Raw genomic sequence first — 24,385 nt, 5'->3', positions numbered from 1 at the left:
TACAAGATTGCTCGGGAGCCTTGGCATGTCGAAGTACCTGGAAACCTTCGCGGATCGTTTTGCCATGCTGGATTCGACGAATCTGCAGTCATTGAAAAACTTGTACAGCGATGACATCACCTTCCGCGATCCTCTGCACAGGGTCCAGGGCCTGCCGGCACTGCACGACTATTTCGCCCGGATGTACGCCAACGCCAGCGACATCCGCTATGACTTCCACGACGCCAGCGAAACCCGCCCCGGGCAGGGTTACCTGCGCTGGACCCTGCATTTTCGCCACCCGCGCCTGGCCGCTGGCCAAGTGATCAGCCTCGACGGCGTCAGCCATTTGCACTGGCGTGAGCGCGTGTACAGCCATCAGGATTATTTCGACGCCGGCGCCCTGCTCTACGAGCATGTGCCGGTGCTCGGGCGCGTGATCGGCTGGCTCAAGGGACGCCTGGCATGATCCGTTGCTGGCTGACCGGCGCCAGCAGCGGCATCGGCGCCGCCCTGGCCCTGCACCTGCTGGAGCACGGCCATAGCCTGGTGGTCAGCGGGCGCCAGCGCGAGCCGCTGGAGGCGCTGCGCAGCCGTTTCCCCGACCGGGTGGTGGTCGCCCCGGGCGATATCGGCAACCGCGACGACGTTGCGGCGATCGGCCAGGTTCTGGAAGCGACCTGGGGCGCCATCGACCTGGCAATCCTCAACGCCGGCACCTGCGAATACCTGGAGCCCGGCCATTTCGACGCCGCCCTGCTGGAGCGGGTGCTGCGCACCAACCTGATCGGCCTCGGCTACTGCCTGGAAGTGGCCTTGCCCTTGTTGCACCGTGGCAGCAACCCGCACCTGGTGGTGACCGGCAGTTCGGTGGACTGGCTGGCGCTACCGCGCGCCGGTGCCTATGGCGCATCCAAGGCCGCCGTGCGTTACCTGATGGAATCCCTGCGTATCGACCTGGCCAGCGCCGGCATCGACGTCACCCTGGTCAGCCCCGGTTTCGTCGACACCCCGCTGACCCGGCGCAACGACTTCCCCATGCCGCAACTATGGAGTGCGCAACGCGCCGCCCGGCATATCGCCGAGCGCCTGGCCAAGCGGCCCCTGCAGATCACCTTCCCGACCCTTTTCATCCTGGTACTGCGCCTGCTCGGCGCACTGCCGGGGCGCTGGCGCCTGAAGCTGGGCCAGCGCATGGCCCGCCGCGAACAGGACTGAAACACCATGCGTATCGCGATCATCGGCAGCGGCATTGCCGGCCTTACCTGTGCCCACCTGCTCTCGCGCCAGCACGAGATCACGGTATTCGAGGCCGCCAGCTGGATCGGCGGCCACACCCATACCGTCGATGTGCAGTGCCAGGGGCGCAGCTATGCGGTGGACACCGGCTTCATCGTGTTCAACGACTGGACCTACCCCAACTTCATCCGCCTGCTCGAGCACCTCGGCGTCGCCTCCCGCCCCACCGAGATGAGCTTCTCGGTACACGACCCGCACAGCGGCCTGGAATACAACGGTCACGATCTCGACAGCCTGTTCGCCCAGCGCAGCAACCTGCTGTCGCTCGGCTTCTGGGGCATGCTGCGGGACATCCTGCGTTTCAACCGCCAGGCCCTCGCCGACCTCGACCGGCAGCGCATCGAGCCAACCACCACCCTGGGCGAGTACCTGCACCGGCACGGCTATGGCCAACGTTTCATCGATCACTACATCGTGCCCATGGGCTCGGCGATCTGGTCGATGTCGCGGGCCGACATGCTCGGCTTTCCCTTGCAGTTCTTCGTGCGCTTCTGCCGCAACCACGGGCTTCTGTCGATCACCCGGCGCCCGCAATGGCGGGTGATCGAGGGTGGCTCGCGCAGCTATGTGGAACCGCTGTGCCGCGCTTTCATCGGCCGTATCCGCCTGGATTGCCCGGTGCAGAAAGTGTCTCGCGACGCCAGCGGGGTCACCGTCTTCAGCGCGGGCGCAAGCGAACGCTTCGACCGCGTGGTCTTCGCCTGCCACAGTGACCAGGCCCTGGCCCTGCTCGAAGCGCCCAGCGCGGCGGAACGGCAGATCCTCGGCGCCATCGGCTACGCCAGCAACGAGGTGGTGCTGCACACCGATACCCGCCTGCTGCCTGTGCGGCGCAAGGCCTGGGCCAGCTGGAACTACCGCCTGGGCGGACCGGAGCAGGCGCCGGCCGCGCTGACCTACGACATGAATATCCTGCAGGGCCTGGACGCCCCCGAGACCTTCTGCGTCAGCCTCAACCAGAGCGCATTGATCGATCCGGACAAGGTGCTCGCGCGCTTCGACTATGCCCATCCGCAGTACAGCCTCGCTGCCCTCGCGGCCCAGGCCCGGCGCAGCGAAATCCAGGGTCCGCAGCACAGCTACTACTGCGGCGCCTACTGGGCCAACGGCTTCCACGAAGACGGCGTAGTCAGCGCGCTGCAGGTCGCCGAACTGTTTGGAGAACGCCTGTGAACAGCAGCCTGTGCCACGGCTGGGTCAGCCATCGGCGCCTGGCACCCAGGGTCCATGGCTTTCGCTATCCGATCGGCATGCTGCTGGTCGATCTGGACGAACAGCGCGAACTGCTGGCGCTGTCACCCTGGCTCGGCAGCGCATGGCTGGCGCCCCTGTGCTGGCGCGAACGCGACTACCTGCCGGCACTGACTCGCAGCGGCCTGGCGCTGGCCGATGCAGCCCGCCAATTGGTCGGCGAGGCGACCGGGCAGGTACCTGCCGGCCCGGTGCAACTGCTCACCCAGCCCCGGTGCTGGGGGCTGTCGTTCAATCCGGTGAGCTTTTATTTCTGCCATGAGGCGGACGGCCAACTGGCGGCGATCCTCCTGGAAGTGCGCAACACGCCCTGGCGCGAGCGTTTCCACTATGTGCTGCCGGTGCAGGACGGCCAGGCCGGACGCTTCGCCCTGCGCAAGGCCTTCCATGTGTCGCCGTTCATGCCGCTGGACATGGACTACCGGCTGGACTTCCGTCTCGCCGGGCAACACCTGCGCATCCATATGGAGAACTGGCGCGACGGGCAGCGGGTGTTCGAGGCCGACCTGGCCCTGGTCCGCCAGCCCCTCGACCGCGCCGCCGTACACCGGCACATCCGCCGCTTTCCGTGGATGAGCCTGCGCACCGTCGGTGCCATCTACTGGCAGGCCCTGCGCCTGCTGTGCAAACGCACGCCGATCCACGACCACCAACCCCTCCAGGGCAACCTGGGCCTGGGCAAAGCCCTCAACGAGGAGTCAGATCATGTCCAACCCCACCCTTAGCATCGGCAAGTCGGCAGGCCTGGCGCCCGTACTCGGCAGCCTGGCCCGGCACGCCGTGACCGCGCAATTGCGCAAGCTGCGCCACGGTCACCTGCGCCTGCTGTGCAAGGGCCGGCAATGGACCTTCGGTGATGCCACCTCGGCGTTGCAGGCCGAGGTCGAGGTGCTCGACGAAGCGACCTGGAGCCTGGTGGCCGGCAACGGTTCGATCGGTGCCGGCGAGGCCTATATCCACGGCTACTGGCGCAGCCCCGACCTGGCCGCGGTAACCCGGCTGTTCGTGGCCAATCTCGAAGTACTGGACGCACTGGAGGGCGGACTGGCGCGACTCGGACGCCCGGCATTGCGCCTGTTGCACCATCTCAACCGCAATGACCGGCGTGGTTCGCGACGCAATATCCTCGCCCACTACGACCTCGGCAACGCGCTCTTCGAGCGCCTGCTCGACCCGAGCATGATGTATTCCGCAGCGCACTTCGACAGCGCCGAGCAGAGCCTGGAACAGGCCCAGTTGAACAAGCTCCAGCGGATCTGCGAAAAGCTCGAACTCAAGCCCGACGACCACCTGCTGGAAATCGGCACCGGCTGGGGCAGCCTGGCAATCCATGCCGCCAGCCAGTTCGGTTGCCGGGTGACCACCACCACCCTGTCCGACGCGCAACATGCCCACACCTTGCAACGGGTACGGGCCCTGGGCCTGGAGCAGCGCATCCAGGTACTGCGCGAAGACTACCGTGACCTGAGCGGGCGCTTCGACAAGCTGGTGTCCATCGAGATGATCGAAGCAGTCGGGCACCGCTACCTGCCGACCTATTTCCGCCAGTGCGGCGCCCTGCTCAAGGACGACGGCCTGATGCTGCTGCAGGCGATCACCATCCGCGACCAGCGCTATGACCAGGCACGGCGCTCGGTGGATTTCATCCAGCGCTACATCTTCCCCGGCGGCGCCCTGCCCTCGCTGAGCGTATTGCTGGACACCGCCAGCCGCCAGACCGACCTGAACCTGGTGCACATGGAAGACTTCGGCCAGGGCTACGCCCGCACCCTGCAACACTGGCGCGACAACCTGCACCGCTCCCGCGCGGCGCTGATGGAGCTGGGCTATGACGAGACGTTCCAGCGCCTGTGGGAGTTCTACCTGTGCTATTGCCAGGGCGGCTTCGAAGAGCGGGCAATCGGCGTGGCGCAATTGCTTTGGGCCGCACCCAAGGCACGCCGGGCGCCACTGGAGGCCTGAGGGTGTCGCGGCGGGCGTGGCTGGTCGGCAATGCCCTGTGGCTGCAGGCCGGATGGTGGGGATGCGTGCTTGGCGCCCGCCACCCCTGGATGCTGGTAGCGGTGCTGGCCGGACTGCTCCTGCATTTGCGGCTATGCCCGGACCGGCGCAACGAATGTCGCGCCGTATTCGGTATCGGTCTCGCCGGCTGCCTGCTCGACACGACACTGGGCATGTTGGGCGTCTTCGACTTCGAGCAGAAACCGCTGCCGCTGTGGCTCGCCCTGCTCTGGCTGGTACTGGCGAGCGGTTTGCGCCACAGCCTGGCCTGGGCGCGATCGCCGCTGTGGCTGGGGGTGGTCGCGGGCATGTTCGGCGGGCCCCTGGCCTATCTTGCCGGCGCGGAGCTGGCGGGGGTCGGGTTGCCGCTGGGGACGGTGGGGACGTTGCTGGTGCTGGCGCCGATTTGGGCGCTGTGGTTTCCACTGTGTCTGGTCCGGGCCCAGGCCAGCGGGCACCGCCCCACCCGGTAGGAGCGTCAGCGCTGGATCATAAGGGATCGCCGGCGTCCAGCCGCGCCAGCAACGCCTCGCCCCTGTGCCACAGCGCTTCGCGCCGGGCTTCCTTCATCCGCTCGAGATTGCGATAGAGCATGACCATGCGCGGGTTCTTGCCGAGTTGCTGGCGGTGGCGCATCAGGAAATGCCAGTAGAGGGCATTGAACGGACAACCATCCTCTTCTACCGCATGATCGACACGGTACTCGCAGTGCCCGCAATGATCGGACATGCGCCGGATATAGGCACCGCTGGCGCAGTACGGCTTGGAACCGAGGTATCCGCCATCGGCGTGCATCACCATGCCCAGGGTGTTGGGCAGTTCGACCCAGTCGTAGGCATCCATGTACACCGCCAGGTACCACTGGCAGATCTGCTCCGGCTCGATCCCGGCGAGCAGGGCGAAATTGCCGGTGACCATCAGCCGCTGGATATGGTGGGCGTAGCCCAGTTTCAGGGTCTGGCCGATGGCCTGGGCCATGCAGCGCATGCGGGTCTGGCCGTTCCAGTAGAACGCCGGCAGGGCGCGGTGGTTGCCGAAGGCATTGAGCCCGGCGTACTCGGGCATGCGCAGCCAGTAGATGCCACGCACGTATTCGCGCCAGCCAATCAACTGGCGGATGAAGCCTTCGGCGGCATTCAGCGGCACGGCACCGCGCCGCCAGGCCGCCTCCACGTCCTCGCACAGCTGCCGAACGTTCAGCAAGCCGATGTTCAGCGCGGCGCTGATCCGTGCATGGAACAGGTACGGCTCGCCCTCGGCCATGGCGTCCTGGTAATCGCCAAAGGCACCCAGGCCGAAGTCGAGAAAGTGCTGCCACAACGCCTGGGCCTCGGCGTGGGTCACCGGGTAGTCGAAGCCTTCGACAGTGCCGTAGTGATCGGCGAAGCGCTCGGGCACCAGCGCCACCACCTCGCGGGTGATCGCGTCCGGCTTGAAGGCCAGGGCGAACGGGCCGTGGATCTTGCCCGGCAGTGGCTTGCGGTTGTCCTTGTCGTAGTTCCACGAACCTCCCGCCGGGCTGCCATCGGGCTCCAGCAACAGGCGATTGCGCTTGCGCATGCCGTGGTAGAAGTGCTCCATGCGCAGTTGCTTGCGGCCTTGTGCCCAGCGTGCGAAAGCCTCGCGGGAACAAAGAAAGCGGCGGTCGCGATGCCAGGCCAGCGGCAGGCCGGACTCGCGCATCGCCTGCTCCAGCCGCCACTCGCCGCATTCGGTGACATGCACCTGCTCGGCACCGAGTTTCCTGCACCAGCGGCGCAGCTCGCCGACGATGCTGCCGCTGTTGCCGCGCGCGTCCAGCTTGACGTACTCCACGCGCCAGCCCTGCTCGCGCAGTGCTTCGGCAAAATGGCGCATGGCACTGAAGACCAGGATGATCTTGCGCGGGTGGTGCGGGACATAGCGCGCCTCGTCGCGGACCTCGGCCATCAGCAGCACATCGCGGGCAGGGTCGAGGGCGCGCAGCAGATCGAGATCGAACGACAACTGGTCGCCAAGCAGCAAACCCAGCCGCGGGGCCTGCAGCCCGCTCATGGCGCGCCCTGTGGCAGGCGGCGGAAGAACAGGGAAATCTGCCCGACCTCGACCCCCAGCTTGCTCATGCGGGTGCGATTGACCAGGGTGTCTTCGTCCATCAGGTACATCCAGTCGTCCATGTCCATCACCCAGTTGCGTCCATCGACCGGCAGGTCAAGGCGGTAGCGCCAATGCAGCGCGTTGCCGGCAATTTCGCCGACGGCCTCGCCGACCACGTCGCCGGCGGTGCCACGCCAGCGTCCGGGCCCGTCCGGCACCAGGGTCCAGGTGCGTTGCTGGCGGGTGCCATCGCTGTAGACGAAACGCTCGTCGAGAATCAGTTTTTCACCCTCCCGGCGACTGTCGACGCGCACATGAAAGCGCTTGACCACCTCGCCCGAGCGCTTCTGGAAAATGCCCCAGGCTTCCACCGGCCGGGAAAAATAAGCCGCCAGGTCGAGCCTGGGTTGCTCCTTGGCATAATGGTCGACCTCGACATTGCCGCACGCCGCGAGCAGCAGGCAGCCCAGTACAGCCAGCAGGATACGCATCGTCACTCTCCTCGATCGTTTGCGGACAGGCCGGACAGGCGCTGGCGCAGTTGGGGATCACGGGCACGCGGGTCCAGCCAGATGGCGAAGAATCCACGGGCGAACGCGGCATCGTCGAACTGCCGGCGCAACTGGCCATCGACGTAGAAACTGCCGCCCTTTCCGGGCTGGTACAGGCCTGCGATGCGTGTGCCGGGTCGTACATCGACGAACGCTTCACGCATCAACGCGGCCCAACGGGCCAGGGTAGCCTCGGACAGGTCCGGCCCACCGAGGCGGCGCATCTCGTCGAGGCTGGCCTCCACCAGGGTGTCGCGCGACAGGCTGCGGTGGTAGGTCAGCTCCAGAACGAACGGCTGCGACCACGCCAATGGCGTGACCGGGCTGAACGTACGGGCGCTGTACAAGCGCAGGCCGAACCAGGTGAAGTCGCCGCTACCGACCAGCCGGCCATCCTGCAAGGCCGGGCGCCAGTCCGCCAGGGCCGGCTGTGCCAGCACCAGCGCCAGGCACAGCGCAGTACGGGACAACCTGCGAATAGCGTCACCTGCTGTCATCGACCGACCCTCAAACGCACAAATGTTGTACAAGTATATTTCTTTGTACAATTTTTTCGCGGAAAGTTTGTACAACTTTTTCAGCAAGCGCTTCTCCAAGCTTCAACAGACCTCGCAAACCAGCGGAGCCCGACATGACCCTGCGCAAACCCCTGCTGTTCTCCTGCCTGATGCTGGCGCTGGCCGGCTGTTCCAGTACCGATCGTGGCAGCCCGCCCCCGGCCACCGTGCAAGTGGACCTGCAGCGTTACCAGGGCCTCTGGTACGAGCAGGCGCGCCTACCGATGTTCTTCCAGCGCAACTGCGTGCAGTCGGAGGCGCACTACACCCTGCGCGACGACGGCAAGATCGACGTGACCAATCGCTGCAAGGAAAAGAACGGAGAGTGGAGTGAAGCCCGCGGTGTTGCCGAAGCCCAGGTACCGGGCAAGACCGACAAGCTCTGGGTGCGTTTCGATAACTGGTTCAGCCGCATCGCGCCGGACATGACCAAGGGCGAGTATTGGGTGCTCTATCACGACACGGACTACAAGGTGGCCCTGGTCGGCCACCCGAACCGTGAATACCTGTGGCTGCTGTCGCGCTCGCCGCAGATCGACAGCGCCACTCGTGACAAGCTGCTGGGCATCGCCCGCGAACAAGGCTATGACGTCAGTGAGCTGATCTGGCGCCAGCAATGAGCGAAGCGGCATCGTCACTGATGCCGCTTCACGTTCATCAGGATTTGTAATGCCCGGCAATGCCCGCCAGAATCGCCGGCCAATCCGTCCTGCGTACTGCTGACAAGGCCTCCTGCTTGAACGAACAGACACTTTCCCTGCGCCTGGAGCGCGTGGCTGCCCATATACCAGGCGGTTCGCGCCTGGCCGACATCGGTTCGGACCATGCGTACCTGCCGGTCGCCTTGATGCGCCGTGGCCAGTTGGCCGCGGCGGTGGCCGGCGATGTGGCGCTGACGCCCTTCCATGCCGCCCGGCGCAACGTGCGCGAGAACGGTCTGGAAGGGTCGATCAGCGTGCGCCTGGCCAGTGGCCTGCAAGCGATCGAGGCGGATGACGCTATCGATGTGATTACCCTGTGCGGCATGGGCGGCGAGACCATCCGCGACATTCTCGAGGCGGACCAGGCCCGGCTCGGCGGCCACGAGCGACTGGTGCTGCAGCCCAACGGCGGCGGACAACCGCTGCGTTCATGGCTGATGGAGCACGGCTACCGGATCGTGGCGGAAGAAGTACTGCGGGAAAATCGTTTCGACTACGAAATCATCGTCGCCCTGCCCGACGGGCCAGCGAGCTACAGCGCCGAGGAGCTGTATTTCGGCCCGTTGCTGATGCGCGAGCGCAGCGAGGCGTTTCTCGCCAAATGGCGGCGCCTGTTGCACTTGAAGGAGAAGACCCTGGCGGGATTGGGCCAGGCCCGCCAGGCAGTAGCCGAAGAGAAAAGCCGGGCATTGGTACAGCAGATCACCTGGATCAGAGATCTGCTCGCCCTGGATCGAGGCTAAGCGCGAGGCGGCTCAGCCCTCGCAGAACCTGATCCGGTTGCCGAACGGGTCATGCACTTCGAGCACCCTGCCCCAGCCCTGTTCGGTGATATCCGGACGCGCATAGCCGTAGCATTTGGCCAATAGTTCGTCGCGCAGTTGCTCGATGTTCTCCACCGGCACGAACAGCGTCGCCCCCGGGCTGGCATCGCCATGGTGTTCGGACAGGTGCAGCTGCAGACCATCGCGGCGAATCCCCAGGTACAACGGCAGATCGGCTTCATAACGGTGTTCGAATTCCACGTTGAAGCCCAGGAAGTCCAGGTAGAACTCCCGGGCCTTGGCTTCGTCGAACATGCGCAGGATGGGAATGGCGCGCTCCAGGCGAATGGCGGGGCTGGCAGCGGTTGCAGTCATGAACATGTCCTTGTCGTCGATGATGGCAGGGCATCATACGGAACCGCCCTGAAGCGGACCACCCCGTCCGGACTTCAACATCCGATACTCGGCCATGATCGCAATGGAACGATCAGCGAAGTTGCGAGCCAGAGCATTATGAATCTGGCATGAAATTCTCATGCTAACGTTCAGCGATATCCAGGAACACAATTACGCATTCATCTTCCCCACCCAATAAAAGCGAAAGGGGGTTCCATGAGTTGTCTGATCTGCGCAGGTCTTGCCGAATCCATCGAATGTTCGCCGGGGTGGGAACAACGCAGTTGCCCGCAATGCGGGTGTTACCGGATGTCCCAGTCATTGGTACTGCTGATGATGAACGAGGGCCAGATCTTCGATTCGACGAAGATGCGCGAATGGCTGGAAGTGCGTCGCGGCGTCGTACCGGTACCGTCCATCGACCTGAACCAGGCCATTATCGTTCGATAAGGCTTTTGGTACGGAGCCTATGAAAAAAGCCCGTCCGAAGACGGGCAAGGACCTGATGTGGAGGGTCTGAGCGAACCCTGCGTAACGTTCGATAGGGGTTATCAGGCAAGTTTCTTTTTTAATCGCAGTCCGCTCGACGAATGGTCTTTCGCCGGTTTTACATGCCTGTTGATTGACCAACCTTGCCAATCAAAAGAATTGAACAAGCGCGACCGTACTTCAGTCATTCGATATATCCCGGTTCAAAAGGATGTATTGCATGTCCGGCCCTGCCCTTATCGGCATCATTGCAAGCTCGTGGAAGATCGGTCCGCACGCGGTGCAGATCCTCGACGACAAGTACGGCCAGGCCGTGGCCACCGCAGCCGGCGGGCTGCCGCTGGTCCTGCCGGTGTTCCCCGACCTAGTGCAATTGCCGGACATCATCGAGAGCCTGGATGGCGTGCTCTTCACCGGCTCGCCGTCCAACATCGAGCCGCACCACTACGACGGGCCGCCGAGCCCACCGCGAACCCCACACGATCGCGCCCGCGACGGTCTGGCGCTTCCGCTGTGGCGGGCCGCTGTCGAAGCCGGCCTGCCATCCTTGGGCATCTGTCGCGGGTTCCAGGAGCTGAACGTCGCCTTTGGCGGCACCTTGCACCAGCAATTGGCCGGTTCGGGCGCCGAACATGAGCCACCGGACAATGAACCCCTCGAAGCGCAGTACTCGCGCACCCACGCCCTGACCATACGGCCGGGCGGTGTGCTCGAACGGCTGGGGCTGGCCGGAAGGCTCGAGGTCAACTCCGTCCATGGACAGGGCATCGCCGAAATCGGCCCAGGGCTGCGCATCGAGGCCGTGGCCGAGGACGGCCTGGTAGAAGGGCTTTCGGTGACGGGTAGCCGCAGCTTCGCACTCGGGGTGCAATGGCATCCGGAGTGGCAAGTGACGGCCAATGCGGATTACCTGGCGATCTTCAAGGCATTCGGCAGCGCCTGCCGTGAGCGGGCGCAGCGTAGGCCTGGTCGGTAACGGGCCCCGCGCTCACAGGGCTGCCGGATTTGCCACGTTCTTTGGCGCGCCATCGAAAAACGCCACGACATTCTCGAACGCATCGCCGAAATACAGCTCGTAGCCCTGTTTCTCCACGTATCCCAGGTGCGGGGTCGCCAGTACCCGGGGATGAGTGAGCAAGGGATGGCGTGGATCGAGGAGCGGTTCCTGCTCGTAGACGTCCACTGCGGCGAATCCCGGCCGCCCGGCATCCAGGGCCTGCAACAGCGCTCCCGGCGCGATCAGCTCGGCGCGACTGACGTTCACCAGCAAGGCGTCGGGCTTCATCCGGCCAAGGTCTTCGAGGGTGACGCCATGGCGAGTGCTGTCGGACAGCCGCAGGTTGAGGCTGAGGATATCCGCCTCAGCGAAGAACGCCTCGCGCGATGGCGCAGCCCGGTGTCCATCGGCTTCGGCAGCCTCGCGACTGGCCGCACTGCCCCACACCAGCACCGGCATATCGAACGCCCGGGCGTAGCGCGCCAGGCGCTGGCCGATCTTGCCGTAGCCCCAGATACCCAGGGTCTGCCCGGCCACGGCCTGGCCGAGGTTGACCTGCCAGCGCCCCTGCCTGAAGGCGTCGATCGCCGGCACCAGTTGCCGCCGCGCAGCGAGGATCAACGACCAGGCCAGTTCCGCCGGCGCCACCGGCGAGCCGCGACCTTCGGTGACGACCACGCCATGCGCCGTGCACGCCGCCAGATCGAGGTGCGCGGACACCTTGCCCGTCTGGCTGATCAACCTGAGCCTGGGCAGGCGCGCGAGCAAGGCGGCGTCGATCCGGGTGCGTTCGCGGGTAAGCACCAGCGCATCGGCATCGATGAAGCGGGCGACCAGCTCGTCGAGAGAGGCGGGCTGCACGTCGTGATGGAGGGTCACCTCATGCCCGGCAAGCAGGGCGAAGCAATCGAGGCTGCGGATCGCGTTCTGGTAGTCGTCGGGAATGACAATACGCATAGGGGCAGGTCCAGGCGGGGGATCGGAACGGCTGACGATAGCCGAACAGCCAGGTGAATGCACCGATGCCGCGCCGTCCTGCCCATGGTTTCCTGTTCAGGCCAGCGCCACCACTTCGCCCTCCCCGGTCCCCAGGTCGTACACCACCAGCGCTTCGCCGGTCACATCGGCCGCCGCCACCAGCGTCCCGTCGGCATTCCACACCGCCGACTGCCCGGCGGCGACATAGTCGTCGGCCTGTCCCACGCAGTTGGCCATCAGGACGGTCATGCCGTGTTCACGGGCAACCATGGGATAGTGCCCGTAGCCTGTTTCCACACCGCGCTGCGACTTGGCGACACTGGCGAAATACACCTGCGCCCCGGCCTGCGCTGCCTGTTGCGCATGCTCCGCCTGCAGCGATTCGTAGCAGATGGCCGGTGCCAGCAGCACCTCGCCGCGGCTGAACAGGCTCTGCCCGCTGCCCGGCAGGAAGAACGGGTATTCGTCCGGGTGCAGGCGCTGCTTGCAGTACAGGCTGCGCGGCAGTTCCGGCTGGAACACCAGCATGCCGATGCGGTTGCCGCCGGCCTTGCGGATCGGCGCGCCGACGGCGATCAGCAGGCCGAAGCGATCGCTCAGCCACTGGAACACCTCCAGCCGCTCGTCTTCCACCGGCATCGCCAGTACGTCGGCCAGCCGCGGTTGATAGCCGGTCAACGACAGCTCCGGGAAGACGATGCCATCGGCTCCCAGGCTGGCAGCGATCTCGATCACATCGACATGCTTGTCGAGGTTGTGCTCCACCGCTCCGGCAACCGAGGCGATCTGTGCGGCAATCAGTTTCATTGCTCCTCCTTTTGAACCTGTGATCATTCCTGCGCCTCGGCCACGCCCTGGTCCTCGCCGAGAAAGCCGCCGCTCTGGTGCTGCCAGAGCCGTGCGTAGGTGCCATTCCTCGCCAGCAGTTCGGCGTGGGTGCCCTGTTCGATGATCTGGCCGTTGTCCATGACGATCAACCGGTCCATGGCGGCGATGGTGGACAACCGGTGGGCGATGGCGATGACGGTCTTGCCCTGCATCATCTCGTCGAGGCTTTCCTGGATCGCCACCTCCACTTCCGAGTCGAGGGCGCTGGTGGCTTCGTCGAGCAGCAGGATCGGCGCGTTCTTCAGCATCACCCGGGCGATAGCGATGCGCTGGCGCTGGCCACCGGAGAGCTTGATGCCACGCTCGCCGACCAGGGTGTCGTAGCCACTATGCCCCTGGCGGTCGCTCAACTGCATGATGAACGCGTCGGCCTGGGCATTTTTCGCGGCAGCGCGGATCTGCGCCTCGCTCGCCTCGGGGCGGCCATAGGCGATGTTGTCGCGGATCGAACGATGCAGCAGCGAGGTGTCCTGGGTGACCATGCCGATGGCGCTGCGCAGGCTGTCCTGGGTGACCTTGGCGATGTCCTGGCCGTCGATGCGGATGGTGCCGCTGTCGACATCGTAGAAGCGCAGCAGCAGGTTGATCAGGGTCGACTTGCCGGCGCCGGAGCGCCCCACCAGGCCGATCTTCTCGCCCGCACGGATATCCAGGCTCAGGCCATCGAGCACCTGGCGCTCGCCGTTGTAGTTGAAGCTGACGTTATCGAAGCTCACTGCGCCGCCGGACGTTACCAGTTGCCCGGCATCCGGCGCGTCCACCACCTTGGGGCCCTGGGTCAGGGTCTGCATGCCGTCCTGCACGGTGCCGATGTTCTCGAACAGCGAAGTCATCTGCCACATGATCCAGTGCGACATGCCATTGATGCGCAGGGCCATGGCCGTGATCGCCGCCACCGCGCCGGTGCCGACATCGCCCTGGTGCCAGAGCCACAGCGAGTAGCCGCCGGCAGCGATGATCAGGCCCACCACCAGCGCCTGGTTGACGATCTCGAACTGGCTGACCAGGCGCATCTGGCGGAAGCCGGTTTCCTTGAAGTCTTCCATTGCCGCACGGGCGAAATGCGCCTCGCGTTTGGAATGGGAGAACAGCTTCACGGTCGTGATGTTGGTGTAGGCATCCGATACCCGCCCGGTCATGGAGGAGCGGGCATGGGCCTGCTCCTGGCCGACCTTGCCCAGGCGCGGCACGAAATACAGCATGGCCAGGCCGAACAGGACGATCCAGGCCATGAACGGCAGCATCAGCTTGAGGGCGAAACCACCGGCCAGGGCGATGATCGCGATGAAGTACACACCGATGCCGGGAAGAATCTCGATCAGGGTGAACAGCACCTCGCGCACCGCCAGCGCGGTCTGCATCACCTTGGTGGTAACCCGCCCGGAAAACTCGTCGGAGAAGAACGACAGGCTCTGGCGCAGCATCAGGCGGTGGAAGTCCCAGCGCAGGCGCAGCGGCAGGTTGATCGCCAGTACCTGGTGCTGGACCATGGTGCGCAGCGCCACCAGGCCGATGCTGGTCACCAGCACCAGGCCGATGCCCCACAACACCCGGCGCTCCTGCTCGCTCACGGCGCCGCCGGCCTGCCACGCGGCCAGCAGGTCGACCACCTGGCCAAGGAAGGAAAACAGCCAGGCTTCGTAGATCGACACGGCAGCGCTCAGCAGCGCGAACACCAGCACGTAGCCACGGGCGCCGCGGGTGCAGGCCCAGAGGAAACGCAGCAGGCCGACCGGGGGCGGCGGCAGTTCGTCGGGCGGGAATGGGTCGAGGCGTCGTTCGAACACACGAAGCATGGAAAATCTCTGCACAGGTGATGGTCGGGAGAGTCTGCCATCTGATGGAGGCTTTGCGGGGGTTTTTGGTTCAAGCAGATGAAGGAGCACCGCCTGCGAGCGAAGTCAGGACATGCGCTCTACGCGCCCGAACTGCTTGCGATAACAGCTCGGGCTGCTCTCCAGGTACTTGCGAAAATGATGTCGCATCGTCGCTGCGGTGCCGAACCCGCAACGCTCGGCAATCAACGGGATCGACAACCCGCTCGTCTCCAGAAGGTCCTTGGCCCGCTCCAGACGCACGCCCAGCAACCAGTTGGCCGGGGTGGTGCCGGTGGCATCATGGAAACGCCGCAGGAACGTGCGCCGGCTCATATGCGCCGTGCGCGCCAGGTACTCGATATCGATCTCGCTATCCGGATTGGCCCGCAGGCGATCGAGTAACGGCGCAAGGCTGCTGCCGGGGCGCACGGTGACCGGCTGCTCGATGTACTGCGCCTGGCAACCCAGGCGATGGGGCGGCGTGACCATGCGCCGCGCCGCTCGATTGGCCGCTTCCGGGCCGAAATCGCGGCGGATCAGGTGCAGGCAGGTGTCCAGCCCGGAGGCGCAGCCTGCCGAGGTCAGGATATCGCCCTCGTCCACGTACAGCACCGATGCCTCGACCCGGACCTGCGGATAAGCCCTGGCCAGTTCCTCGTGATGGAACCAATGGGTGGTCGCACGCTTGCCGGCCAGCAAGCCGGTGGCGGCCAGGACAAAGGTGCCGGCACAAATGGTAACGATACGGCAGCCCCGCTGGCTGGCCGCCCTCAGGGCATCGAGCAAATCGCTGTCGACCTCTGCGGCAAGGTCGCGCCAGCCGGGAATGACGATGGTTCCCGCCTGCTCCAGCAGTTCCAGGCCGCCTTCCACGTTGATCTGGAAACCGCCGAAGGCCCGCAATGGCCCCGGCTCGACGGCAGCGATACGCAGGTCATAGAGCGGTTTTCCCAGCAACAGGTCATCGCGCCCGAAAGCTTCGATGGCGGTGCCGAATTCGAAGGTGCACAACTGGTCGTAGGCCAATACGACCAGGCGCGAGTCAAAGGAGGTCGGGTCAACAGAGTGGTTTGGCATGAAGTTGACGATACTTGGCCTGCGTGCCGATTTCCATGATTCCTTGCAACTCCGATCATCCCTGCCCTGATTCGTACTCAAGGAAAAGGTGCAACATGAAGGACTCGACAAAGGCACTGGCCGCCGTCTGCCTCGCGGCGATGATGTTCGGCCTGGAGATCTCCAGCGTCCCGGTGATACTGCCCACGCTCGAAACCCTGCTCGATACAGGATTCAGCGATCTGCAATGGATCATGAATGCCTACACCCTGGCCTGCACTACGGTGCTGATGGCCGTGGGCACGCTGGTGGACCGTTACGGGCGCAAGGCCCTGTTTCTTGCCAGCGTCGCCCTGTTCGGCCTGGCCTCGCTGGCCTGCGGCCTGGCGCAGGACGCCACGCTGCTGATCATCGCCCGCGCGCTGCAAGGCGCAGCTGGAGGTGCCATGCTGGTCTGCCAGGTTTCGATCCTGTCCCGGCAGTTCACCCAGGCCGATGAACGCAGCAAGGCGTTCGGATTCTGGGGAATCGTGTTCGGCGCAGGCCTCGGGCTGGGCCCGCTGATCGGTACGTTCATCCTTGAGCTGGCCGATTGGAAATGGGTATTCCTGGTGCACGCCCCACTCGCCCTGCTCACCTGCATCCTGGCCAGCACCGGGGTGCAAGCGTCGAAGGACCCGGCAAACGGCAAGCTCGACGGCCTGGGCATCCTGTTAATGGCATCGGCGGTGTTCGGCCTCACCTACGTGATCATCGAAGGACCCGGGATGTCGCGCGTAATGGTCAGCGCGACCAGCCTCCTGACCGGGATGGCGTTCGTTGCTTTCGTCGTATCGCAAAGGCTGGTGCCACATCCGATGATGGATTTCTCGGTGTTCCGCATTCGTGGTTTTTCCGCGGCCTTGCTGGCTTCGGCAGGAATGAACTTCAGTTTCTGGCCGTTGATGATCTACCTGCCGATCTATGTCCAGGCGGGGATGGGGCTGGACAGTAGCGAAGCAGGCATCCTGCTCCTGGCCTATACCCTGCCGACACTGCTTGCACCGCCAGTGGGCGAGCGGCTGGCACTCAGGCTGCAGCCGGGCGTATTGATTCCGGCAGGCCTGCTGGCGATCGGCGCGGGCTTGTTGCTGATGTGCCTGTCGATCGGCGCCGCTGAACTGCTGATACCCGGCATGACCGCCGGCTGCGTGCTGGCCGGCACCGGACTGGGGCTGATCAACACGCCGGTGACCAACACCAGCACGGCCTCCGTCCCTGCTGAGCGCGCCGGCATGGCCTCGGGCATGGACATGAGTGCGAGGATGATCTCGCTGTCCATCAATATTGCGGTGATGGGCTGGCTCTTGGTGCAAGGCGTTGCCAGCAGGCTGCGCAGTAGCCTGCCCGGCTCGCTCGATGAGGCGGCCCTGCAGGCGGCGGCCCAAGGGATAGCCGCCGGCAGGCGCAACGTATCCGACGCAAGTTTCCAGGCCGCTCTGGATCAAGGCTTCAGTTGGGTGCTCTTGTACGGCGTCGCCAGCGTCTGCCTCGCGGCCTTGGCAAGCCTGCTGGTGTTCAGGCCCTGGGCGGTCGCTGACGAGGGCTGCAAACCTGCGGGCAGCCCTGCCCAGATTCGCGGGAGTTAAGTCAGCCCGCCTGCGCCGCCAGGCTGTTGCTGACATTGCGCCCGAGCACCAGCACGGTCACGAAGCCGCAACCCACCAGCGCCGTGGCCAGGCTCAGCAGCAAGGCGCTGCCGAACTGGTCGACGATGCGCCCGCCGAAGAACGAACCCAGGGCGATGATCACCTGGAACATGGCGACGAACAGCGGCATGCCACGTTCCACGTCCTTGGGTGCGACGACGAACATCCAGATGCTGGCGCAGGCCGGGAAGGCGCCGAAGGCGAAGCCCCACAGGGCGATCAGCATCACCGCACCGGTCAGGCCGGTGGCGAAATGGGGGAACAGCGCGGTACTGGTGCCGATCATCAAGGCCACCAGCAACAGGGTGTAGCGCACGCTCTGGTTGGCCGCGAAGCCGGCGAAAAGGTTGCCGATCACGCCGGCCACACCGTACAGCAACAGCAGCGAGCCGATGGTCGGGGCATCGAAACCGGAGCTTTGCTTGAAGAACGGCGCCACATAGGTGTACGCGGCAAAGTGCGCCAGGCCGATCAGCAGCACCGCGATCAGGCCGACCCGTGCCAGCGGATTGATGAACAGTGCCGGCAGGTCATGGATGCGAATGGCCTTGTCCGGGGTCAGCCGCGGCAGCAGGAAGACCTGCGCCAGCAATACCGGAACTCCCAGCACCGCGGTGGCGAGGAAGGTCATGCGCCAGCCCATCAGGTCGCTGAGCCAGGTCCCGACCGGGACGCCCAGTACGGTAGCGAGCGTCACCCCGGCCATGATGATCGAGGTCGCCTGGGCTACCCCGACACCCCTCGGCGCCAGCCGGCCGCTGAGGGCGATGGCGGTGGCCCAGAAGCCGCCGATGCTGATGCCCAGCAGGACGCGGCCGAACAGCAGCAGGCTGAAGTCGCTGGCCAGGGCCACCACCGAGTTGGCGATGATCATGATCAGCGTCAGGCCGACCAGCAGATAGCGGCGATCCATCGCGCCGATACCCACCGACAGCAAGGGCGCGGCCAGTGCGGCCATGATCCCGGGCAGGGTCACCATCAGGCCGGCACGCCCGGCACTGATGCCCAGGTCGCTGGCGACGTCGTTGAGCACGCCTACCGGAAGAAATTCGCTGGTCACCAGGGCGAAGGCGCCCACGGCGACCGAAAGGATCGCCAGCCACTGCTGGCTGACGCTTTGCTGATCATGTTCGGGACGGCCCTGGTGGGCCTGGCTGGCGCTTGACATGGGTATGGATTCCAAAGGGAGATGGCGCCTGTGGCAGGCGCAGGGAGCGGGGAAAAAACAGGAGGCGATTATAGGAGCCGGTTTTGCCGGCAAGACAGGCAGCCCGTTCGATAGTAATCATCAGTGTTATCGATAGGCGTGGGCAGCTCCCTACAGCTCCAGCACCCAGGTCTGGCTGAGCAGGTCCTTGCCGAATTGATGCACCGGTGCCTCCTCGACCAGTTGGAATCCCGCCTTCTGGTACAAGCGCCGGGCGTCCGTCAGCACGCTCACGGTCCACAGCATGATGCGCGTGTAACCGCTGTCGCGGGCAAAGCGCAGGGTCTCCTCGACCAGCCGCTGGCCGATGCCCAGCCCGCGGGCGCTGGCATCCACGTAGAGCATGCGCAGCTTGGCAGTGCTGTCGTCGTGGCGGGTCACGAACACCGAGCCGATGATCTCGCCATGCTTTTCCGCAATCCAGCACCGCTGCGCAGACGAATCGGATTCGCGCAGGAACTTCGCCACGATCTCCGCCACCATGGCTTCGAATTCCGAATTCCAGCCGTACTCGCGGGTGTACAGCTGCGCCTGCTGCTGGACGACCCGGCCCATATCGCCGGCCTGCGGCGGTCGCAGGATATAGGCGCCGTCGCGTTCGCCGAGCAACGCCTGGATCTGCTCCATCGCCTGCACCAGCCGTTGCTGGCGGGCCGGCGGCATGTCCTGGAGCAGGCCGGCGACTTCCTCGCGAGCGGCCTGTTCCAGGGACGCCAGCACCGCCGAGCCCTGTTCGGTAAGCCGCAGCACCGTGGCCCGCGCATCGCTGGGCGAAGGCGACTTGCTGACCAGGCCCTTGCGCTCGAATCCGGCGATGATCCGGCTCAGGTAGCCGGCGTCCAGCCCCAGCAGTTGGCGCAGCTCGGCGCTGGTCAGGCCAGGCGCGCTGCCCAGCTCGTAGAGGATGCGGCTTTCGCTCAGGGAGAACTCGGTGCGCGCCAGGTGCTCGTCCAGGGCGCCGATCTGCCGGGTATAGAAGCGGTTGAAACGGCGGATGGCGTCGGCGGTTTGCAAGGTCGTATTCATGGTGAGAAATCCGGTTAATTGCTTTTGGCAAAAATATAGTTGCTAAAAGCAACCATATCAACCGCTACGTCCCTGCAAGCGGCGGCGAGAGCAAAAAACGCCCCACCCTCACCGAATACGACCCCCACCTTTCCGATCAAGACACCTGCCTTGCCGACCGCCACGTGCGCCTTGCATCGTGCGGAAAAAAGCATTCGCCGCACGGCGCCCCTTCCTCCACTGCCCTTCCCTTTTGCCCTTGAAAGGTTCCAGGAGAGCATCGGTCATGAACGAAACGATCAGCGTCCCCCCCGCCACATTGCGCAAGGTCACCGCCGCCGCCGCCGTGGGCAATTTCGTCGAGTGGTTCGACTTTGCCGTGTACGGCTTCCTCGCCACCGTCATCGCCAAGCAGTTCTTCGCCAGCGACGACCCCAACGCCGCCCTGCTGCAGACCTTCGCCGTATTCGCCGTGGCGTTCGCCCTGCGGCCCCTGGGCGGCATCGTGTTCGGCGCCCTGGGCGATCGCCTTGGACGCAAGCGGGTGCTGTCGGCCACGGTCTTGATGATGGCCGCCGCCACCACCCTGATCGGCCTGCTGCCGACCTACGCCAACATCGGCCTGATGGCGCCGGTGCTGCTGACCCTGACCCGCTGCGTCCAGGGGTTTTCCGCCGGTGGCGAATACGCCGGCGCCTGTGCCTACCTGATGGAGCACGCGCCCAACCACAAGCGCGCCTGGTATGGCAGCTTCCTGCCGGTATCGACCTTCTCGGCCTTCGCCAGCGCTGCGGTGATCGCCTATCTGGTCGAAGCCAGCCTGTCGCCAGAGGCCATGGCCCAGTGGGGCTGGCGCGTACCGTTCCTGGTGGCCGCGCCGCTGGGTATCGTCGGCCTGTACCTGCGCTGGCGGATGGAAGAAACCCCGGCCTTCCGCCTGGCCCTGGCGGAACAGAAGGAGCACGCCCATTCGCCGCTGCGGGAAACCCTGACCCAGCAGAAAGGCGCGATGCTGCGCCTGGGCGCGTTCATCTCGCTGACGGCGCTGTCGTTCTACATGTTCACCACCTACTTCGCGACCTACCTGCAGGTGGTGGGCCACCTGACCCGGGCGCAGGCGCTGATGGTCTCGACCATCGCCCTGCTCTTCGCCGCCGGCGCCTGCCCGGCAGCGGGTGCCTTCGCCGACCGTTTCGGCCGGCGGCGGACCATCGGCCTGACCTGTCTGTGGGTGATCGTCGCGGTATTCCCGGCCTATTGGCTGGCCAGTTCCGGCAATGTGGCGGCGGCGGTGATCGGCGTGATCCTGCTGGCCGTAGGCGCCGTGTCGTCGGGCGTGGTGACGGCTGCCCTGCTCTCGGAAACCTTCCCCACACGCACCCGCTACACCGCCTCGGCCATGACCTACAACATCGCCTACACCTTGTTCGGCGGCACCGCACCACTCATGGCGACCTGGTTGATCGGCCTCAGCGGCAGCAGCCTGGCACCGGCGTTCTACCTGGTGGTGATCGCCCTGGTGGCATTGATCGGCGGGCTGGCGCTGCCGGAGACCAGCCGCATCTCCTTGCATGAAGAAGCGGGCGGCACGGCCTCCAGCGCAGCCGGCGAGACCCGGGATCCGGCCTGAGCCCTCGGCCCCGGCTGTCGAACCGCGCGGGGCCTTTCACTCCCTGGACCATTCGTCGCGTTATTCGGAACTTTGCGCAACCCCTGTCCGCTTGCCCTGCTTCTAACCCTGCAGATGTAAACATCCGGATACAACTACAGGACAGGGACATGCTGCAGCGATACCGCAACCTCGCCAGGCTGGCCGGCCTGATGGTACTGGGCACCCTCGCCCTGCTGCTGTCGGGCTGCGACATGGTGCTGTTCAACCCCAAGGGCCAGGTCGGGCTCGAGCAACGCAACCTGATCATCCTTGCCACGGCCCTGATGCTGATCGTGGTGATACCGGTGATGGTCATGGCCCTGGTGTTTTCCATCCATTACCGCGCCTCCAACCACAAGGCCCGCTACGAGCCCGAGTGGAGCCATTCGCGGGTTATCGAGGCGGTGGTGTGGGGCGTACCGCTGGCGATCATCATCGTTCTGGGCGTGGTCACCTGGCGCTCGACCCATGCCCTTGACCCCTACCGTCCGTTGCAGGCCGATGTGCCGCCGATCCAGGTCCAGGTGATCGCCACCGACTGGAAATGGCTGTTCGTCTACCCGCAACTGGGCATCGCCTCGGTCAACGAACTGGCCATGCCGGTAGGGACGCCGGTGGATTTCCGCGTCACCTCCGACGGCGCCATCACCTCGTTCTTCATCCCGGCCCTGGGCGGGCAGATCTACGCCATGGCCGGCATGCAGACGCAACTGCACCTGATTGCCGATCACGCCGGCACCTACACCGGCATCGCCGCCAACTACAACGGCCCGGGTTTTTCCGACATGCACTTCCAGACCCTGGCCCTCGACCGGGCCGGCTTCGACGCCTGGGTAGCCAGGGTGCGCGCCTCGGGCCAGACCCTGGACCAGGCCGGCTACACGCGCCTGGCCCGGCCCAGCGTTGCCCACCCGGTAGAGCATTACGCCAGCGTGGACGAGCACCTGTTCCAGTCATTGATCGATAAATACCAGGGCGTCAACCGCTCCCGCGAGGTCGAGCGGCGTCTCGATATGTCCGGGAACGCGTCGGCGCAAGGCAGCCAGGAGTAATGGATATGTTCGGAAAGCTGAGCTGGGACGCCATCCCCGTCGACGAGCCCATCATCATGTACACCCTGGCCATCGTTGGCCTGATCGGCTTCGCCGGGGTGGGCGCGATCACCTGGAAGCGCAAGTGGACCTACCTGTGGAAGGAGTGGTTCACCTCGGTGGACCACAAGCGCATCGGGGTAATGTACATCGTCGTCGCCCTTGTCATGCTCCTGCGGGGCTTCGCCGACGCCCTGATGATGCGTACCCAGCAGGCCATGGCCTCCGACGGCTCGCCAGGCTACCTGCCACCGGAGCATTACGACCAGATCTTCACCGCCCACGGGGTAATCATGATCTTCTTCATGGCCATGCCCTTCGTGGTCGGCCTGATGAACATCGTGGTCCCGCTGCAGATCGGCGCCCGCGACGTGGCCTATCCGTTCCTCAACGCGGTGAGCTTCTGGTTGTTCGTCGCCGGCGCGCTGCTGGTGAATATCTCCCTGGGCATCGGCGAGTTCGCCCGCACCGGCTGGGTGGCCTACCCGCCGCTGTCGGGGATCGGCTACAGCCCCGGGGTCGGCGTCGATTACTACATCTGGTCGCTGCAGATATCCGGGGTCGGCACGCTGCTCACGGGGCTGAATTTCTTCGTCACCATCCTCAAGATGCGCACCACCGGCATGACCCTGTTCCGCATGCCGGTGTTCACCTGGACGGTGCTGTGCACCTCGATCCTGATCCTCGCGGCGTTCCCCATCCTCACCGCGACCCTGTTCATGCTCAGCTTCGACCGCTACCTGGGCATGCATTTCTTCACCAACGAGCTGGGCGGCAACCCGATGATGTACGTCAACCTGATCTGGGCCTGGGGCCACCCGGAGGTGTACATCCTGATCCTGCCGGCCTTCGGGATCTTCTCCGAAGTGGCCTCGACCTTCGCGCGCAAGCGCCTGTTCGGCTATTACTCGCTGGTCTGGGCGACCATCGTCATCACCCTGTTGTCGTTCATCGTCTGGGTCCACCACTTCTTCACGATGGGCGCCGGGCCGAACGTCAACGCCTTCTTCGGCATCATGACCATGATCATCGCCGTGCCCACCGGGGTGAAGATCTTCACCTGGCTGTTCACCATGTACCGCGGCCGGGTACGCTTCGAAACGCCGATGCTGTGGACGGTGGGCTTCATCGTCACCTTCAGTATCGGCGGCATGACCGGCGTGCTGCTGGCAGTGCCGGGCGCCGACTTCCTGCTGCATAACAGCCTGTTCCTGATCGCCCATTTCCATAACGTGATCATCGGCGGCGCCGTGTTCGGCTATCTCTGTGGGCTGACCTACTGGTTCCCCAAGGCCTTCGGCTTCAAGCTCTACGACCCGCTGGGACGGGCAGCGTTCTGGTGCTGGCTGGCGGGGTTCTACTTCGCCTTCATGCCGTCGTATTTCCTCGGTTTCATGGGCATGACCCGGCGCCTGAACCACTTCGACGTACCGCAATGGCGCCCGCTGCTGCTGTTGGAGATGTTCGGCGTGTGCATCATCCTGTGCGGCGTGGCCTGCCAGGTCGCGCAGCTGGTGGTGAGCATCCGCAAGCGCCACGAGAACCGCGACTATACCGGCGACCCTTGGGACGGCCGCACCCTGGAGTGGGCCACCGCCTCGCCACCGCCGTTCTACAACTTCGCCGAACAGCCCGTGGTACATGGCATCGACGCCTATTGGGGAATGAAGGAGCGCGGTGTGGAAACCCTGGCCAAGGCCGATTTCCGCAAGATCCATATGCCGTGCAATACCAGCCTGGGCCTGGTCATCGGTGCCCTCAGCACGGTGCTGGGCTTCGCCCTGGTCTGGCATATCTGGTGGCTGGTGATCGCAAGCCTGCTGGCGACCGTCGCAACCCTGATCGTGCGCAGCTACGACCAGAACACCGAGTACTACGTCGAGGCCGGGGAAGTGGAACGCCTGGAAACCGAACGGCGCCAACTGATGGCGGAGGCCTGAACC

The 24,385-nt window shown here is 65.0% G+C and carries 24 protein-coding genes; 14 read left to right on the top strand and 10 right to left on the bottom strand.

The genetic code is table 11. The annotated features are described in order from the left end of the window. Positions 1–25: 25 nt before the first annotated feature. Genes ACKLLE_RS23430 through ACKLLE_RS23405 form a run of 6 tightly spaced genes read left to right on the top strand, consistent with a single transcriptional unit; the run spans position 26 to position 5,003 of the window. On the top strand, positions 26–448 hold the full coding sequence (locus ACKLLE_RS23430) for a nuclear transport factor 2 family protein (protein WP_420059204.1): 423 nt from the start codon (positions 26–28) through the stop codon (positions 446–448). Further along, positions 445–1,197 carry an SDR family NAD(P)-dependent oxidoreductase gene (locus tag ACKLLE_RS23425; RefSeq protein WP_420059203.1) on the top strand — a complete coding sequence of 251 codons (753 nt, stop codon included), beginning with the start codon at positions 445–447 and terminating at the stop codon, positions 1,195–1,197. The genes ACKLLE_RS23430 and ACKLLE_RS23425 overlap by 4 nt, the downstream gene beginning before the upstream one ends. Before the next feature lie 6 nt (positions 1,198–1,203). After that, positions 1,204–2,451, top strand: coding sequence for an NAD(P)/FAD-dependent oxidoreductase (locus ACKLLE_RS23420; protein ID WP_420059202.1), 1,248 nt, complete (start codon positions 1,204–1,206; stop codon positions 2,449–2,451). Then, complete coding sequence (locus ACKLLE_RS23415; protein ID WP_420059201.1) at positions 2,448–3,254, top strand: DUF1365 domain-containing protein; 807 nt, start codon at positions 2,448–2,450, stop codon at positions 3,252–3,254. The genes ACKLLE_RS23420 and ACKLLE_RS23415 overlap by 4 nt, the downstream gene beginning before the upstream one ends. Further along, positions 3,235–4,491: a class I SAM-dependent methyltransferase gene (locus tag ACKLLE_RS23410; protein ID WP_420059200.1), complete on the top strand. Its 1,257-nt coding sequence runs from the start codon at positions 3,235–3,237 to the stop codon at positions 4,489–4,491. Before ACKLLE_RS23415 ends, ACKLLE_RS23410 begins: the two co-directional genes overlap by 20 nt. Before the next feature lie 2 nt (positions 4,492–4,493). Then, positions 4,494–5,003 carry a DUF2878 domain-containing protein gene (locus ACKLLE_RS23405; RefSeq protein ID WP_420059199.1) on the top strand — a complete coding sequence of 170 codons (510 nt, stop codon included), beginning with the start codon at positions 4,494–4,496 and terminating at the stop codon, positions 5,001–5,003. A gap of 16 nt (positions 5,004–5,019) precedes the next feature. Here ACKLLE_RS23405 and ACKLLE_RS23400 read toward each other — a convergent pair whose 3' ends face one another. From ACKLLE_RS23400 to ACKLLE_RS23390, 3 genes are read right to left on the bottom strand one after another with little or no spacing between them, the layout of a single operon-like run. Beyond that, the gene (locus tag ACKLLE_RS23400; protein WP_420059198.1) at positions 5,020–6,564 is read right to left on the bottom strand and encodes a cryptochrome/photolyase family protein; all 1,545 of its coding nucleotides are present in this window, start codon (positions 6,562–6,564) and stop codon (positions 5,020–5,022) included. Beyond that, a complete protein-coding gene (locus ACKLLE_RS23395) occupies positions 6,561–7,097 on the bottom strand; it encodes a DUF3833 domain-containing protein (protein WP_009406489.1) in 537 nt (178 codons plus the stop codon). The genes ACKLLE_RS23400 and ACKLLE_RS23395 overlap by 4 nt, the downstream gene beginning before the upstream one ends. Positions 7,098–7,099: 2 nt before the next feature. Further along, entirely contained in the window at positions 7,100–7,654 is a 555-nt protein-coding gene (locus tag ACKLLE_RS23390) for a chalcone isomerase family protein (RefSeq protein ID WP_064304029.1), read from the bottom strand. Positions 7,655–7,788: 134 nt separating this feature from the next. On the opposite strand from ACKLLE_RS23390, the gene ACKLLE_RS23385 reads away from it, so the two are divergent. Together ACKLLE_RS23385 and ACKLLE_RS23380 are read left to right on the top strand one after the other, a co-directional pair. Further along, positions 7,789–8,334, top strand: coding sequence for a lipocalin family protein (locus ACKLLE_RS23385; RefSeq protein WP_420059197.1), 546 nt, complete (start codon positions 7,789–7,791; stop codon positions 8,332–8,334). A gap of 116 nt (positions 8,335–8,450) precedes the next feature. Next, positions 8,451–9,158, top strand: coding sequence for a tRNA (adenine(22)-N(1))-methyltransferase (locus ACKLLE_RS23380; protein ID WP_420059196.1), 708 nt, complete (start codon positions 8,451–8,453; stop codon positions 9,156–9,158). 12 nt (positions 9,159–9,170) lie between these two features. Here the strand turns inward: ACKLLE_RS23380 and ACKLLE_RS23375 are convergent, their stop codons facing one another. Beyond that, entirely contained in the window at positions 9,171–9,554 is a 384-nt protein-coding gene (locus ACKLLE_RS23375; protein WP_167654051.1) for a glyoxalase superfamily protein, read from the bottom strand. A 330-nt stretch (positions 9,555–9,884) separates the two neighbouring features. Here ACKLLE_RS23375 and ACKLLE_RS23370 point away from each other — a divergent pair, with 330 nt between their 5' ends. Further along, a complete protein-coding gene (locus ACKLLE_RS23370; RefSeq protein WP_009406479.1) occupies positions 9,885–10,025 on the top strand; it encodes a hypothetical protein in 141 nt (46 codons plus the stop codon). A 259-nt stretch (positions 10,026–10,284) separates the two neighbouring features. Continuing rightward, the gene (locus tag ACKLLE_RS23365) at positions 10,285–11,040 is read left to right on the top strand and encodes a gamma-glutamyl-gamma-aminobutyrate hydrolase family protein (protein WP_420059195.1); all 756 of its coding nucleotides are present in this window, start codon (positions 10,285–10,287) and stop codon (positions 11,038–11,040) included. Between the two features lie 12 nt (positions 11,041–11,052). Here ACKLLE_RS23365 and ACKLLE_RS23360 read toward each other — a convergent pair whose 3' ends face one another. From ACKLLE_RS23360 to ftrA, 4 genes are all read right to left on the bottom strand, one after another. Beyond that, positions 11,053–12,018, bottom strand: a complete 966-nt coding sequence (locus ACKLLE_RS23360; protein WP_009406475.1) for a D-2-hydroxyacid dehydrogenase family protein — start codon at positions 12,016–12,018, stop codon at positions 11,053–11,055. 96 nt (positions 12,019–12,114) lie between these two features. After that, complete coding sequence (locus ACKLLE_RS23355; protein WP_420059194.1) at positions 12,115–12,846, bottom strand: carbon-nitrogen hydrolase family protein; 732 nt, start codon at positions 12,844–12,846, stop codon at positions 12,115–12,117. A 23-nt stretch (positions 12,847–12,869) separates the two neighbouring features. Continuing rightward, a complete protein-coding gene (locus tag ACKLLE_RS23350) occupies positions 12,870–14,723 on the bottom strand; it encodes an ABC transporter ATP-binding protein (protein ID WP_064304023.1) in 1,854 nt (617 codons plus the stop codon). A gap of 105 nt (positions 14,724–14,828) precedes the next feature. Further along, the gene (ftrA, locus tag ACKLLE_RS23345; RefSeq protein WP_064304022.1) at positions 14,829–15,821 is read right to left on the bottom strand and encodes a transcriptional regulator FtrA; all 993 of its coding nucleotides are present in this window, start codon (positions 15,819–15,821) and stop codon (positions 14,829–14,831) included. A 95-nt stretch (positions 15,822–15,916) separates the two neighbouring features. Between ftrA and ACKLLE_RS23340 the strand changes: the two genes are divergently transcribed. Beyond that, complete coding sequence (locus tag ACKLLE_RS23340; RefSeq protein WP_420059193.1) at positions 15,917–17,428, top strand: MFS transporter; 1,512 nt, start codon at positions 15,917–15,919, stop codon at positions 17,426–17,428. A 1-nt stretch (position 17,429) separates the two neighbouring features. On the opposite strand, the gene ACKLLE_RS23335 is transcribed toward ACKLLE_RS23340, so the two are convergent. Both ACKLLE_RS23335 and ACKLLE_RS23330 read right to left on the bottom strand, forming a co-directional pair. Further along, complete coding sequence (locus ACKLLE_RS23335) at positions 17,430–18,656, bottom strand: MFS transporter (protein ID WP_064304020.1); 1,227 nt, start codon at positions 18,654–18,656, stop codon at positions 17,430–17,432. A gap of 150 nt (positions 18,657–18,806) precedes the next feature. Next, positions 18,807–19,721 carry a bifunctional helix-turn-helix transcriptional regulator/GNAT family N-acetyltransferase gene (locus ACKLLE_RS23330; protein WP_420059192.1) on the bottom strand — a complete coding sequence of 305 codons (915 nt, stop codon included), beginning with the start codon at positions 19,719–19,721 and terminating at the stop codon, positions 18,807–18,809. A gap of 265 nt (positions 19,722–19,986) precedes the next feature. Between ACKLLE_RS23330 and ACKLLE_RS23325 the strand changes: the two genes are divergently transcribed. The 3 genes from ACKLLE_RS23325 (at position 19,987) to cyoB (ending at position 24,382) form a co-directional block, all read left to right on the top strand. Then, the gene (locus tag ACKLLE_RS23325; protein WP_420059191.1) at positions 19,987–21,330 is read left to right on the top strand and encodes an MFS transporter; all 1,344 of its coding nucleotides are present in this window, start codon (positions 19,987–19,989) and stop codon (positions 21,328–21,330) included. A gap of 149 nt (positions 21,331–21,479) precedes the next feature. Continuing rightward, positions 21,480–22,403, top strand: coding sequence for a ubiquinol oxidase subunit II (cyoA, locus tag ACKLLE_RS23320; protein WP_279898551.1), 924 nt, complete (start codon positions 21,480–21,482; stop codon positions 22,401–22,403). A gap of 5 nt (positions 22,404–22,408) precedes the next feature. After that, positions 22,409–24,382 carry a cytochrome o ubiquinol oxidase subunit I gene (gene cyoB / locus ACKLLE_RS23315; RefSeq protein WP_420059190.1) on the top strand — a complete coding sequence of 658 codons (1,974 nt, stop codon included), beginning with the start codon at positions 22,409–22,411 and terminating at the stop codon, positions 24,380–24,382. Positions 24,383–24,385: the final 3 nt, after the last annotated feature.

Origin of the sequence: Pseudomonas bharatica (genome assembly GCF_048586865.1) — a bacterium.
In the GTDB taxonomy this organism is placed as follows: Bacteria; Pseudomonadota; Gammaproteobacteria; order Pseudomonadales; family Pseudomonadaceae; genus Aquipseudomonas; species Aquipseudomonas bharatica.
Note: the sequence above shows the minus strand (reverse complement) of the source record. Positions and strands in the feature narration are given on the sequence as shown.